Source organism: Noviherbaspirillum soli (assembly GCF_015352955.1).
GTDB classification, from domain to species: domain Bacteria; phylum Pseudomonadota; class Gammaproteobacteria; order Burkholderiales; family Burkholderiaceae_D; genus Noviherbaspirillum_A; species Noviherbaspirillum_A soli.
Window position 1 is genome coordinate 32,029 of record NZ_JACYOX010000013.1, and the last position, 12,472, is coordinate 44,500.

A 12,472-nucleotide genomic window follows, 5' to 3' on the forward strand; every position below is an offset into this window, starting at 1 on the left:
GGCCGATCAACCGTCCAGGGGCAGAAGAAATAAATGCTGGGCGGCAGCGCCGCCCAGCTTGCAGAGGAGTCCTCAGATGGATATGAAAACGCTCGGTTTATACGATCATCCCGATGGCTGGCGACGCGAGCCCATCGAGGCCTTCGCCGAGTTCGTCAAGTCCGAGGACTATCTCGACCACGGCCGTCGCCCGCCCACCGTCGACGTCAACAAGAAAAAGCGTCCGCTGCGCGACTCCACCCGCAAGAACCTGGTCCACATGTTCGGCAAGTTCGTCAAATGGATGGCAGGCGAACAGGTCAACCTGTTTACCGTCACGCCCGACCACATCCTGCGCTTTCTCGACGCCCAGGTCACCGGCCGCGGCAAGGGCGACAAGGATATGGTCAGCACCATTCGGACCCGCCATGTGCGGCTGCTCGAGCGCGTCTATCGGCATCTGGACATCGCACCCAACCCTGCCTCGATGGCTGCGCACGGCATGTACCGCAACCGCGAGCAGGGCGCCGCCGGCGTCGACAAGCCCACCATTGCGCTTACGCGCGAGCAGGAGGCAGCGTTCCTGAAGGCCCTGCCAGGCGAGCCGGGCGATCCGCGCCAGAACTGGAAGCGCCGGCGCGATCGCGCCATGCTGGCGCTGGCGATCGGTGCAGGATTGAAGGTCTCGGAGATCCGCGGCCTCTATGTCGAAAACATCGGCCAGCCGATGAGGGATGGCTCCATCACCATTGCGGTCAATCCCGCCGCCACGGACGGCACCAGCCTGCCGCATGACACGGTTTTGCGCCAGGAATATGTCGGCTACCTGCAGCCGTGGATGAAAGAGCGTGCCGGCCTCGATGTCCCCGGCAGGCTGCTTTTCCCTGCCGGGTTACGAAAGGAAGAAAAGATCGACCAGGTCACGCTGTATCGCCAGATCAAGGCCACCTTCGAGCGGGCCGAGATGACCTCTGTGGACCACCAGGGCGGCCGCACCCTGCGCAACACCTTTGCCGTGCGCGAGCTGGCTCTTGGTACAACTCTGGAGCAGCTCTACGACCTCATGGGACACCGCGACATCAAGACGACCGAGACTTTTATTGGGCTGGTATCAAAGTATCGGCCACCGGTATGATTGCAAGTTCAATTGGCAATCGCAGGCTGTTTCATTGAGGAGAAAAACATCATGGGACCATACGAGAAAAAGTTGAATGAACTGGTAGCCATCACCAATTCGCTGGAAGGCACCAGCGGCAGCCGGGCATTGAAGGCCATCATCAAGGATCTATCGGGCCATGGCCCGATCTCAGAACTGCTCTATACCCTGGACCGGCAGAATTTCGATAAGGTGATCGAACTCCTGGTGGAATTCCGCGACAGGGGGCGAAACGAGCCATTCAATGACCTGCATGAACAAGCGGTGCAAAGGCTGAAATAGGGCGCCGTCCCAAGATAGGAAGAGTGACAAAGATGAACCAGGCAGTCGAAACACAAAACCAAACCCCATGCAATTGCCGTCGCTGTGGCTTCGACCTCGAAAGCGACGACTTCGAATATCAGGAGCGGCTCGAAATCAACTTCCGGGCCGGCTACGCCTCGGTGTTCGGCGATGAGAACGTCGTTCGCACAGTGCTATGCCAGAACTGCGTGAAAGACGTACTTGGCCAGTGGCTGGAGATCGTCGAAGACGACGATGGCCATCAGGTCGCTGTGGCTCAGCCGCTGGGCGCGTATCAGCCTCACCAGGTCAGGCAAACCGACGTCAGACAAATCGACATCGACTTCGACGCGGACAAATTTTAACGCCCCCATCCTGGCGTGCGCCGGCGCCGGTCCCGCGCTATTCGAAATGCCACGCCCAAAGGCCGGTTTACAGCCTTGTGCGTCCGGACTGCCAGCATGAAATCGGCGATCAAACTCAGCATTTCATACCTCCTCAAAAACAGAGAGTCGATGAAATAATACTATCGGCTCCTGCCAGTTCCCGCAAGCAATAAAAAACCTCCAGCGTCCGAAGACGTGGAGGTTGGTACTGGTTAAAACCGGGCGGCGCGCATAGTTTCGACTGCGCGAGCCATGTGCGGAGCCAGTGACTCCGACAATTCGCCCATTTTCGGGCATTGGCCAAACCGACGCTTGTGAGGAACAACGAACCATTCCTCATTCAGCGTCAGCCAGTGCTTGCGGCACAGGGCAAACTTGGTCGGCTTGCACAGGCCTGCCATGTCCATCGACACTGCATCATCCACCCGGAATTCACCAGGATAAAGCTGCTCGGTCCTTTGCGACGTGCCATAGGCGACGTACACGCGGTTCCCGTCTTTGGACACGTCCACCACCAGCGCCGGCCGGATCTTCGGGCCAGGGCAGGTTGCAGCAAGTGCTTCAGGGAATTTGCAAAATACAATGTCGCCAGGAACAGGTTGAAAGGGAGTAGCTCGTTTCATGATGCATCCTTAGGAGAGAGACAACACCAGCGAAAATTCGCGTTAGTCAGATATCCGGGAATGCAGAACGCCCTTGTATAAAACGCGGGAATGACGGCACAGGCAGAGTCACCCCCTCAGAAGAGGATGAATGTGGCAAAACAAAAAGCCCTCAACGTCCAGGACGCGAGGGCTGCGGTTAAAGGTGCTTCGGTTAGAACGGAGGAGTTTTGTTGCTTAGAATTCCAGAGTGTCGAGCGTGCTCTGCTGGGCCGCGTCGATGGCAGCAAAATGCGCCCGCTGCAGCCGCTCGATCTCGGCGGCGATCAGTGCTCCGGCGACCACCAGCTGCCGCATCCGGGTGTTGGTTCCCAATATCTCAGTCGGCCATTCGGCGGGCCAGAGATTGCAGACCTCACCAGTCGCCTCCGCGCTTCTGACTTGCGTGCTGCCCAGCGCAAAGCAGGCAGCGACCGCCGCGAGTTCACCGGCCGAATGCTGATCGTCATGGGCCGCGTCGTACCCCATGGCAGTTGCACCTGGCGTTCTGCCGTGATCATCTCAATCGGCGATTTCCCGTTTGTCCGGTGCGTCGCACTAACGCGCTTTTGTTCCTGAGCCTTCAACATACATTCTCTAACTGATTTTTTGCATCATCCACCGGATGTATCCACTCGGCTATTGGGGCGCCGATCGCCACTTCCTCGTGACGCCGGTAATGGCGGCTGTCAAAGAAAGCGGAGATTCGGATTGGCCGCGAGCGTGGCTTCGATGGACCTTTGCTTGCGATCTTCAAAATATGCTTTTCTGGCATCACGGTTTTCAACAACTGTTAAAACCGGGTTGGGCTCGCCCAGTTCCTGCAACATTGCCATGGCAAGGTCACGGTATGCATCCCGTTCAGCGCTTACCTCCAAGATGCGCTGGTTAGCAATCTTTAATGAAATTTCGTGCTGCTCACGAGCGCACCTTTCCCAATACGCTTCCGTTGCCGCTGCCCTGGCGGCGCGTTTTGCCATATCAGAGCCAGATGCCTCGGCAAAGTACATCGAGCTGTAATCAAATCCATCACTCATGATTGTTTCCTTCTACGTTCCCAATGCTGTTAATTCTACGTATTAGACCACCAGACGTGATCTGCACCGGGCATTTACCTTTTGCAATATTATAACATGGACGTATAATACAAGTAATTTTCATATACTTAGCTTAGTGGTTTTCTTCCCACATCCTTTCTTTCATATTGGAACCGTCGTGAATTTGCCAGCAGAGTCGCCTTCCCTTCTTCAGACCACGAGCCAGCGCGCCGATATCGAGCGCCATCAACGGCTCTACCACGAGAATGATGCACCTGAAATCTCAGACGCTCAATACGATGCCCTCATTCGCAAGCTGATTGCGATTGAAGCCCAATATCCGCAGTTTGTTACCCTGGATTCGCCTTCGATGCGAATAGGCGGCAAGCCGCTCAAGGCCTTCCGTGAAGTTGCCCATGCTGTCGTTAAAAGACGTCATGGATGCGGAAGAAGCCCGCGCCGCCGTCGATACGGCCGCCGGCGAACTTGGCGTGGACCCGGCAGAACTGGAATACGGTATGGAGTTGAAGTTCGATGGACTGGCGATCTCGCTTCGCTACATGGAAGGCGTGCTGGTCGAAGCACTGACGCGAGGCGATGGCGCCGCCGGCGAAGAAGTAACCGCCCAGGTAAGAACGGTCCGAAACGTTCCCCTGCGCCTGCCAGAGCCCCTTAGCCTCCATGTGCGCGGGGAAGTGGTGATGGAGAGGAGCGTCTTTGAGTCGTTGAATGAACAGCGCATTGCGGACGGCAAGAAGCCTTTCGTCAATATGCGCAATGCTGCAGCGGGCAGCGTCCGGCAGCGCGACCCCAAGGAAACGGCTGCACGCCGACTGAAATTCTTTGCCTATGGCGCGGCACCAAGATCCGAAGGCGAATCCCTCCCTTTTGAAGCTAGTCGGCAAAGCGAGGTGCTCGCGTACCTGAACCGCCTTGGGTTTTCGGTCGATGCGATGGCCGCCGTGGTCAAGGGCTTTGCAGGCATCCAGAAGTGGTTCGACCATGTCGGTGCCATACGAAGCGCCATTGAGTTTGACATCGACGGTGCGGTGGCAAAGGTCGACGATCTGCAATTTCAACAAAAATTGGGCTGGAATAGCCGCACCCCGCGTTTTGCAATGGCCTACAAGTTTCCGCCACAGGAAGCACTCTCTGTCGTACGCTCGCTTGTCTGCCAGGTTGGCCGTACCGGCAAATTGACGCCCGTTGCCAAAATCGACCCGGTGTTCGTCGGCGGCGTGACCGTCTCCAGCGTCACCCTGCATAACGAAGACCAGGTACACCTGAAAGACGTACGCATCGGAGACACAGTTGTCGTGCGACGCGCCGGCGATGTGATTCCCGAGATAGTGCGATCGGTCGTGGAACTACGCCCGGCAGCCGCGGAGAAGTTCATCATGTCGCCACACTGTCCTGTCTGCGCAGCTCCCGCTGTGAAGGAGGAGGACGGCGCCGATTACCGCTGCTCGGGCGGTCTGTCATGCGATGCACAGCGCCTTTTTCGGATGACCCATTTCACTTCCCGACTGGCCATGAACATCGAAGGGCTGGCCGAGCAAACCGTCGCAGCGCTGATCGAAGCCGGTCTGGTTCGAAGGCCATTGGATTTTTATCATCTTACCGTTCAACAGATCGCTTCACTCGATCGCTTCGGGCAGCAATCGGCAACAAATCTGATTGACGCCATCGAAGGATCGAAAAAGCCCTCTCTGGCCCGTTTTATTTATGCCTTGGGTATCGCGGGCGTTGGCGAAGTCACAGCAAAGGACCTTGCCAGGGCATTCGGTAGCTGGTGCGAATTCGCCAATGCAACGCAACCTCAGCTCCTGGCCATCCGGGATATCGGCCCCACCACGGCGGCCAATATCGTGCGCTTTCTGGCGGATGATGCCGAAGGCGACGAAGCCCGCGCCTTGGCCGAACTGCTGCAGCCCCAAGCGCTCGCCGCAGGTGGCGCTGGTGCCTTGCAAGGCAAAACCATCGTTCTGACCGGTACGTTCCCCACCCTGTCCCGGGAACAGGCAACGGCGCTGGCCGAAGCAGCGGGAGCAAAGGTCGCAGGATCAGTTTCGCGGCGTACCTTTGCCGTCGTGGCGGGCGCCGAGGCCGGCTCCAAGCTGGCCAAGGCAGAGGAACTTGGCATCCCAGTGTGGGATGAAGTCGCATTCATTGCGGCCTGTGCAGCCTCCTGAAGGGATCGAGCCGCCTGCAAATCAGGCGGCGCAACTCCAGGCTACAGTAGAGGAGTAGGGCGGTGGACCACTGTGGCCGCCCGCACCATGTCTTTTGAACGCCCGTATTTTTCGTAGACGCGCGAGCGTACCGCCTCAATCACTTCCTTCCCGTACGGCGTTTCCAACTGCATTTTCAGGGCGTCGTAAAACACTCTGGAGACATGGGCGGAATACATCACCATTCGTTTCCCCAGCACGACCCCGGTATCCGCGTCGACCAGCACCAGTGCCAGTGACAGGTGCATGCCTGGATACCATTCATGAAGCTGCCACTGCTCTGGCGGGAGCAGGTTGACCGACGCGGCCTGATCGGACCACTCGTAAAAACCCTCAATGCGAACCAGGACAAACGGTACCAGGCAGTCAACAAACAAGCCCATGTGAACTGATCCGGCATGAAAGGCGTCGAGTTCGCCTGCTGTTACGCCACGCTGGTTGATTTGCAAGAGGTGGTGTCCCTCGATGCCTGTGTCATACCGGTATTGCACGGTAGCAGGATTCCATCGGACCCGGCTGCTGCAAAACGGCTGCCCGACTTCCATTCCCCACATCAGCCAGCACTCCCAGGTTCGCCAGAGCGTCCGAACACCACAACAAAACGGCCAGTTTGACCAGCCATTTCAACGCGCCAGCACATCAACGCCTTGCTTTCTTTTTCATCCACGACAATAATCCTTCCTGTATTATTTATGCATGACAAGTGCGCATAATACGCGGATGATCTATATCCTGACAACACATGATTTCGCCACAAGAAGCAATAAACGATCTTATACATCCACGAAAAGCATCTCCGTCTATCAGGGTTATTTTCTTTTAGAGGGAGGTCAACATGACACACAACGCAGGACCACGAATGGAAAAAGTGAAATTTTCGGAAGTCCGGCAGCTTGTTCAACTGACATGGTTCTTTGAATACGTGTTGGGCGCACCACCCAAGCAGATGAACGGCACGATCCGCTACCACATGTGCCCGAACCCGCAATGCGGGGAATCCTCCAAGCATTCGGTGAAGGTCTCGGTGGAAGAAAACCGCTGGCGTTGTTTTGCCTGTGGCGAAAGAGGCGATGTCATTGATGCGGCTGCGGCGTTCTGGGGGATTTCACCTCGTGACGCAGCGCTAAAGCTCATCGGTGCAGACCCGGATGTGATGAAATCCTATGTGCCGCCCAAACCGAAACCGGTCGTTCCCAGGGACGATACGGCAATCGGTGTCGTGGTGGATGCCTTGCTGGCGGCCGGGCGCAAGCCTGACGACGGGATGCTCTCTTATCTCAACGGTCGGGGTATCTCGACGCCACTGGCAATGGAAGCGATCCGGCGCGGCATCATGGTGACGTTGCCGACCAATCCCAATTCTGCCAAGGAGCTGCTGTACGACCTGGTAGGGGAAGCGGCATTAATCAAGGCAGGAATGCTGCGCGAAGACGCCAAAGCGCCAGCGATCGCGTTTCGACCCCTGGTTTTCATTTCCAAAGGCAGTCGGACCGCAGAATTTCGCCTCTCCCGCCCCGCAAAGGAGGATGAAGTGAAATCGTTGCGGTACGGCGATGTGACGCCATGGGCCTGGAAAGGTGCCGATAGCAGTCGCGTCATGATTACAGAAGGTTGTATCGATCTGTTGTCAGCGGTGCAAATGGGTACCAAGCGAAGCATCATCGGCTTGCCGGGATGCGTCAACTGGCAGCCGGAGTGGTTTCACAAGCTCAAAGGCCGTAATGTACTTGTGGCGCTGGATAACGATGAGCGTGGACAAAGTGCCACGGCAAAGCTGGTTCCCGTACTCCAGGCAGTCGGAGCGGAAGTCGGCGTCTATGGTCTCCCGGCCGGTGTGGGTGACTTGAATGAGCAGCTGCAGGCGCAACTGGGTCTGTCTTAGTACTCGTCTTTTAACCGCATCACAGTAGTTCAAATGCCCCGTGGTCTTCATGACTCACGGGGCATTTTTTATGCGCAGCGCAGGTGTGTCAGAACATCCTGGACCAGGAGACGTTGTGAATCGCCCGCTTGTAGGCCGAGGTCTCCAGATCATGGCCGCGGACAATCGGATTTCTTCCTGTCAGGTACCAGTAATCGCCCTGCTGCGACATGAAATACTTGTTGCCCAGCAGCTCGAGCGCGCGAATGTAATTGTCCGGGGCCTTTTCCATGCCGGACGCGATCCGGAGCAGTTCGACGGCACGTATACCCGGCTTCATCCATGCGGCCCTGGCCAGGTCAATTCCCTCATCGCCGCATAGCATGTAGATTTCATCAGCCACAATCGGCGGCAGCGGCTCGATCAGGAAAGGAAATTCAATCGGCAGGACGTACCAGGTGCGCCAGAACTCGTAATGAATGCGCAGGCGCAGCACATCCTTGCGCGTGCCCAGATTGGCGCAGCACCGCTCGAAAGTAAAAGGCGTATCGGGACGTCCGAACACCCACTCGGCCGCTTTCAGCACTTCGGCCGGCTTACGCTTTTTGTCGAACAGCGCCAGGATGTTGGCCCGCACCATCATGAAGGAGATCCGCTCCCCGCCTTCCTCGAAGTCTTCCTCCGTGAAGGTCCTTAGGGTGTCTTCCTTTTTTCTTCTTTTGGATCCTCCAATGCCTGATAGATTACTGAGCGCGGCGATAGCAAGTTCTTGATCCATAGGCGATATGCCGACGATGTTTTCTTCACCGTCCACAATCCCCACGTCCCCATCACTTTCCCCATCGCCGAGATCAGCGGCATTAAGACCTTGCCAAAGATCGTCGTTATTAAGGCCCGCAAGAAAGGCACGCACAGCATCAGGAGCAGTATCACCGTCCCGATGACCAGTATCACTTTCAAATCCGAATTCATGTGTCACTTCTTCCATGGTTGTTGCGTTATTCATTTGCCAATTCCCTTGCCATTTCCCGGCTGCTTTCCTGTTTGCCGCCACCGAGGTACTTGTTGCTGTTCTTGAAGTAGTCGGCACCGACCACCGTCTTTTTCCGCTTGTGCGCAAGGTCGAGCTTGCCCATCGCGACACCCGTTTTTTTGTCAATCGCGATCATCGGCACCCGTATGTTGAAAAGCGTGTCGCCGCCGTAGAGGACAATGCATTCCCCCTTGCCGAGGGACTTGAGTTCATCCGGCGAGACGCGGTGTCTTTCCTCCAGCTTCGCCGTCGTCGTCATGCCGGCGCCATCGCCTACATTTCCGCTTGGTGCAATCGTCGCTGCTGCCTGGCTCTCCGAGGAGCTTTGGGAAGTGGCCATCTGCATTGTCTCGGCCATCTTCATGCCGATCAGGTCGGCCGCTTCTTCGGCTGACTTTTGGGAACCCAGCTTGAAGAAGATCTTGGTCCAGGTATTCCCCATGACCATTTCCTTGAAATCGTCCGACACCACTTCGAGGTTGGCGAGTGTTTGCGCGGCCGGGAAGAGGGAGATCGCCGCAGAACGCGCCTGCTCGAAGGGGCGTGCCAGCGACTGGACCGCATAGCTGCCCACCTCATCCATGAAGGTCAGGAAGGGCGGGTTGGGGCGCTCCGCTTCCGGCAGCGCCTGCACCCAGGAGATGGCCGTGCGAAGGTCGCCCAGGAGCATCTTGCCGAAGTTGGATGCCGCTTCGTTCTTCCCCATGGTGGGCAGGGCCGCATAGATGATCTTTTTGGACCGAATCGCCTCAAACAGGTCAATCTCCGGCGTGTACGTATTGAGCACCGTCCCGAATTTCCCGGTGCCGAACATGTACATCCTGCCGCCGACCCCACCAAACGTCTCCTTCATCCGTTTGATGTCGACCATGTTTTCAGCGCCGCTGCCAGGCTTGCCGCCGCCCTTGTATTGCTCCAGAAAGAGCGACAGGTTCTTTGTTGCGGAATGGTTCGGCACGGTTTTCTTGAGCTTTGTCTCCAGCTCCTCGATCGCCTTGTGATTCATCAGCAGAATCGTGAAGTCGATGAAGTTGTACGACAGGCCCGCCGCCTGCAGCGCAGCAACCAGCGTCGTAATGCCCTGATTGGCCGACTGCTTGTAATGGTCCGCGCCCGGATTGTTTTCCGTCGACGGTATCAGCGACAGGATGCGGGCGGCAATCTCGTCCGGATCACCTCTCAGGATGGGGTTGTAGGTATGGCTGGTATCGGGGTCGCCTGGATTGAGGATCAACAGGTCATCCTCGCGGCCGGCCCACCGGCAGTACTGGTAGATTGTCTGGATGTCGTCGGCATTCATTTTTCCGTCGATGAACATCAGGCCGCCACCGCGCTGGATTTGCTGGAACATGAGCAATTTGCCAAGAACGGTCTTGCCGACGCCCGACTGCCCGAGTATGAAACCGTGGCGCATCAGGTCTTCATCGGGAATGTGCACCGGCTGTCCGGTGTCGGTGCTAAAACCGACCAGTAGTCCATCAGGACGCATCAGCTCTGTTGCGGACTGGAGGGACAACGAGGACCCGAGCAGGTTTTTCGCACGCCACTTTTCAAACATTCGGTTGGCAATCGAGGCACTGCCCAATGCCGCCAACGTCGCTCCGCAGCCAACGAAACCTCCCGCGAGCGCCGAGGCCGTCGTGACCAGAGAACTCGCGCCGATGGCAGACAACGATGCCGTGTCGGACGCGCCGCCCAGTCGCACCTTGTAAAAATCTTTCAAATTCATTGAGGAATTCCTCATCACGACAAAAAAACCCCGCTCGCCAGGAAGGCGAGCGGGGTGGTGGAATTACAAGAAGGAACCCATCATGCTGTCTACCGCGGGGACGGAACTCTCTGTGGCAGGCCGGGAAGGCTGAACCTGCATTTCAGGCATGGACAACAAGGTTGCGCGCTCCATATCCGACAGTTCGTTGTCGTTCTGGATAAAGAAACGCTTTCGCTCGACATCGCCGACTCCTTTCTGAATTTCCTCCTTGTAGTACTTGTAGCGTTCCGACAACGCCGAAGCCACGTTCGTACTTTGAGGAGCAGCCGTCGTTGCCCCTTGCGAGGTTGATGCTGAGGCCGCCGCCGTTGATCCGGCAACCGGCTGTGCTCGACCGCCAATCTGGCCGCTTTCCGCAAAATGCTCCCGAACCGCACTGACGTACTTCGAATCGTCGTACAGGCCCATATAAACGTCGGCACCAAACCCCAGCAGGGAAAGACACTTGGACGTCGCTTCCGTCACGCTTTTCTTGGGGGCTTCTTCATCGGTGAACACGCCAGTTGCGGTACAGCCGACAAACTTCGTCTGGCCGAAATGCTCGATCGCACCGCGTTCGCCATTCCACCTGTACCAGAGCTCGATCCGGACAACGTGGATCTTTTCCGGTCCGAGATCGGACCCTTGCGCATTCCAGCCCATATGAGCGCCTTCTATATAGCGCTCATCCAGGATTTTCACGCCCCAGCCCAATCCCATCGGGCCGAATGCTTCGGTTGCCTTCTTTGCCTGGTAAGTGGCGTTGATGGCCGTGCCGCTGAAACCATCGCGGCGGGTGAAGTCCTTGGTGTACTTCGGGTCCGTCGCCTGGACGATCTCCCACAACGCGATATTGGATGTGCCCTGCGATGCCGACGCCTGCGCGTCCGTTGCTGCCTGATGACTCATGTTTGCTCTCCTGAAGTGCTGCTAAGCGGAATTGCCTTGCTTGCTGATATGACTTACACCCCTGAATAAACGCACTGAGTCGCCACGGAAGCGAAAAATATTTTTATCCGTAACAGGTGCATGTAATTCTACAGGCTTCTTTTTGTTGCGGCAAATCAAATATACACTTTGAATTATTATCGGCACCTGTTAAAGTTGCTGCACAGTATCAATTTAAATCCGGTTCGACCACGGCCACAGAACATAGGCATCCAGTAATGACTAACAAGCGTTTTCAATTGACCGTACTTGGCGCTGTAGCTTGCGTTTCGCTGAGCGCGGCCTCCGCCGAACTGGGGCACATGCGTTGGCCGGCAAACAGCACGATCGCGGTGGAGACGGCGCACGAAGCACACGTCATCGTTGACCAAGGCACCAAGGCGGACGGCGGCGCGGAATTTGCAGGCCGCGACGGTCGGACCATCGAGAAAGTGCGCGGGGGCGTGAATGCCTGGATCGTGACCGAACAGGGCCGCGAGCAGCCCGTTCTCTATCCGAAGGCGGTGGAGTTGGGCGATGCCGGTTTCGACTCCCGGTCATTCAATCTCAGCACCGATGGCATCGTCTTCTTTGCTTTCAACAAGACCGCCCCGCAAGATGTCCAGCAACTGCAGCGCATCGTTCAGGCAGCCAGGTCCCGCAACGCCGATGTGCGCGTCGTTGGCCATGCCGATGAAGTCGGCTCGGACCGCTACAACCAGCGCCTGTCCACCCGCCGGGCCAAGGCGGTGGCGGACTACCTAATCAATGCCGGCATTTCCCCAGACCAGATTAGCTTTGAAGGCCGTGGCAAGCGGGAACCCGCGGACCTGAATAACCCCGCGAAGAACCGGCGTGCTGTGATTTCCTTTGCCGCCGCCAAAGGAGTGAAAACACAATGAATGAAGTGGATATCCCACGCTACGTCGATAGCCAGCCCCAGTTGTTTTTCTGGGAAATCGACGAGGCCGTGATCTTTATCGGTCTGCTCGGTTGCGGCATTGCCATTGGCGGCTGGTTCACCCTGCTGTCCATCATCGCCGGCTACTACGCCGTCAAGGCATTCAAGCGCTTCAAGAACGGCGCTCTGGACGGCATCCTGCTGCACCTGTGCTATTGGCTGGGCGTCATGAGCCTGAACAAGCACTTCCAGGACTCGACCAAGAGGGACTTTCACCTATGAAGCTGT

Annotated in this window: 14 protein-coding genes and 1 pseudogene; 8 read left to right on the forward strand and 7 right to left on the reverse strand. The window is 57.1% G+C overall.

The genetic code is table 11. The features are described 5' to 3' along the window. Window positions 1-76 precede the first annotated feature (76 nt). Genes IGW04_RS11890 through IGW04_RS11900 form a run of 3 tightly spaced genes read left to right on the forward strand, consistent with a single transcriptional unit; the run spans window position 77 to window position 1,782 of the window. The gene (locus IGW04_RS11890) at window positions 77-1,114 is read left to right on the forward strand and encodes a tyrosine-type recombinase/integrase (RefSeq protein WP_194713294.1); all 1,038 of its coding nucleotides are present in this window, start codon (window positions 77-79) and stop codon (window positions 1,112-1,114) included. A gap of 12 nt (window positions 1,115-1,126) precedes the next feature. Beyond that, window positions 1,127-1,417 carry a hypothetical protein gene (locus tag IGW04_RS11895; protein WP_228527039.1) on the forward strand — a complete coding sequence of 97 codons (291 nt, stop codon included), beginning with the start codon at window positions 1,127-1,129 and terminating at the stop codon, window positions 1,415-1,417. A gap of 32 nt (window positions 1,418-1,449) precedes the next feature. Further along, a complete protein-coding gene (locus IGW04_RS11900; RefSeq protein WP_194713296.1) occupies window positions 1,450-1,782 on the forward strand; it encodes a hypothetical protein in 333 nt (110 codons plus the stop codon). A 233-nt stretch (window positions 1,783-2,015) separates the two neighbouring features. Here IGW04_RS11900 and IGW04_RS11905 read toward each other — a convergent pair whose 3' ends face one another. The 3 genes from IGW04_RS11905 to IGW04_RS11915 form a co-directional block, all read right to left on the reverse strand. Next, entirely contained in the window at window positions 2,016-2,426 is a 411-nt protein-coding gene (locus IGW04_RS11905) for a hypothetical protein (protein ID WP_194713297.1), read from the reverse strand. A gap of 216 nt (window positions 2,427-2,642) precedes the next feature. Further along, the gene (locus tag IGW04_RS11910) at window positions 2,643-2,933 is read right to left on the reverse strand and encodes a hypothetical protein (protein ID WP_194713298.1); all 291 of its coding nucleotides are present in this window, start codon (window positions 2,931-2,933) and stop codon (window positions 2,643-2,645) included. Window positions 2,934-3,133: 200 nt separating this feature from the next. Then, window positions 3,134-3,481 (reverse strand): hypothetical protein, encoded by a 348-nt coding sequence (locus IGW04_RS11915; RefSeq protein ID WP_194713299.1) that lies wholly within the window; start codon window positions 3,479-3,481, stop codon window positions 3,134-3,136. 178 nt (window positions 3,482-3,659) lie between these two features. Here IGW04_RS11915 and IGW04_RS26225 point away from each other — a divergent pair. Together IGW04_RS26225 and ligA are read left to right on the forward strand one after the other, a co-directional pair. Then, window positions 3,660-3,770, forward strand: a pseudogene (locus IGW04_RS26225) (hypothetical protein); the annotation flags it as partial. Between the two features lie 127 nt (window positions 3,771-3,897). Continuing rightward, window positions 3,898-5,673 (forward strand): NAD-dependent DNA ligase LigA, encoded by a 1,776-nt coding sequence (gene ligA, locus IGW04_RS11920; RefSeq protein WP_407672103.1) that lies wholly within the window; start codon window positions 3,898-3,900, stop codon window positions 5,671-5,673. Between the two features lie 41 nt (window positions 5,674-5,714). Here the strand turns inward: ligA and IGW04_RS11925 are convergent, their stop codons facing one another. Further along, window positions 5,715-6,161 (reverse strand): hypothetical protein, encoded by a 447-nt coding sequence (locus tag IGW04_RS11925; RefSeq protein WP_194713300.1) that lies wholly within the window; start codon window positions 6,159-6,161, stop codon window positions 5,715-5,717. 410 nt (window positions 6,162-6,571) lie between these two features. Between IGW04_RS11925 and IGW04_RS11930 the strand changes: the two genes are divergently transcribed. Next, complete coding sequence (locus IGW04_RS11930; RefSeq protein WP_228527040.1) at window positions 6,572-7,594, forward strand: toprim domain-containing protein; 1,023 nt, start codon at window positions 6,572-6,574, stop codon at window positions 7,592-7,594. An 88-nt stretch (window positions 7,595-7,682) separates the two neighbouring features. On the opposite strand, the gene IGW04_RS25745 is transcribed toward IGW04_RS11930, so the two are convergent. The 3 genes from IGW04_RS25745 to IGW04_RS11945 form a co-directional block, all read right to left on the reverse strand. Beyond that, on the reverse strand, window positions 7,683-8,579 hold the full coding sequence (locus tag IGW04_RS25745) for a hypothetical protein (RefSeq protein WP_228527041.1): 897 nt from the start codon (window positions 8,577-8,579) through the stop codon (window positions 7,683-7,685). Further along, window positions 8,572-10,335 (reverse strand): type IV secretory system conjugative DNA transfer family protein, encoded by a 1,764-nt coding sequence (locus tag IGW04_RS11940; RefSeq protein ID WP_194713301.1) that lies wholly within the window; start codon window positions 10,333-10,335, stop codon window positions 8,572-8,574. The genes IGW04_RS25745 and IGW04_RS11940 overlap by 8 nt, the downstream gene beginning before the upstream one ends. A gap of 63 nt (window positions 10,336-10,398) precedes the next feature. Then, the gene (locus tag IGW04_RS11945) at window positions 10,399-11,265 is read right to left on the reverse strand and encodes a hypothetical protein (protein WP_194713302.1); all 867 of its coding nucleotides are present in this window, start codon (window positions 11,263-11,265) and stop codon (window positions 10,399-10,401) included. 257 nt (window positions 11,266-11,522) lie between these two features. Here IGW04_RS11945 and IGW04_RS11950 point away from each other — a divergent pair, with 257 nt between their 5' ends. Then, complete coding sequence (locus tag IGW04_RS11950) at window positions 11,523-12,185, forward strand: OmpA family protein (protein ID WP_194713303.1); 663 nt, start codon at window positions 11,523-11,525, stop codon at window positions 12,183-12,185. Further along, a complete protein-coding gene (gene traL / locus IGW04_RS11955) occupies window positions 12,182-12,466 on the forward strand; it encodes a type IV conjugative transfer system protein TraL (RefSeq protein ID WP_194713304.1) in 285 nt (94 codons plus the stop codon). The genes IGW04_RS11950 and traL overlap by 4 nt, the downstream gene beginning before the upstream one ends. Window positions 12,467-12,472 lie beyond the last annotated feature (6 nt).

Excerpts from the sequence above, each read along its gene's own strand:
- IGW04_RS11890 (WP_194713294.1), top strand. The coding sequence starts at position 77 with ATGGATATGAAAACGCTCGGTTTATACGATCATCCCGATGGCTGGCGA.
- IGW04_RS11900 (WP_194713296.1), top strand. The coding sequence starts at position 1,450 with ATGAACCAGGCAGTCGAAACACAAAACCAAACCCCATGCAATTGCCGT.
- IGW04_RS11905 (WP_194713297.1), bottom strand. The coding sequence starts at position 2,426 with ATGAAACGAGCTACTCCCTTTCAACCTGTTCCTGGCGACATTGTATTT.
- IGW04_RS11910 (WP_194713298.1), bottom strand. The coding sequence starts at position 2,933 with ATGGGGTACGACGCGGCCCATGACGATCAGCATTCGGCCGGTGAACTC.
- IGW04_RS11915 (WP_194713299.1), bottom strand. The coding sequence starts at position 3,481 with ATGAGTGATGGATTTGATTACAGCTCGATGTACTTTGCCGAGGCATCT.
- ligA (WP_407672103.1), top strand. The coding sequence starts at position 3,898 with ATGCTGTCGTTAAAAGACGTCATGGATGCGGAAGAAGCCCGCGCCGCC.
- IGW04_RS11930 (WP_228527040.1), top strand. The coding sequence starts at position 6,572 with ATGGAAAAAGTGAAATTTTCGGAAGTCCGGCAGCTTGTTCAACTGACA.
- IGW04_RS25745 (WP_228527041.1), bottom strand. The coding sequence starts at position 8,579 with ATGAATAACGCAACAACCATGGAAGAAGTGACACATGAATTCGGATTT.
- IGW04_RS11940 (WP_194713301.1), bottom strand. The coding sequence starts at position 10,335 with ATGAATTTGAAAGATTTTTACAAGGTGCGACTGGGCGGCGCGTCCGAC.
- IGW04_RS11945 (WP_194713302.1), bottom strand. The coding sequence starts at position 11,265 with ATGAGTCATCAGGCAGCAACGGACGCGCAGGCGTCGGCATCGCAGGGC.
- IGW04_RS11950 (WP_194713303.1), top strand. The coding sequence starts at position 11,523 with ATGACTAACAAGCGTTTTCAATTGACCGTACTTGGCGCTGTAGCTTGC.
- traL (WP_194713304.1), top strand. The coding sequence starts at position 12,182 with ATGAATGAAGTGGATATCCCACGCTACGTCGATAGCCAGCCCCAGTTG.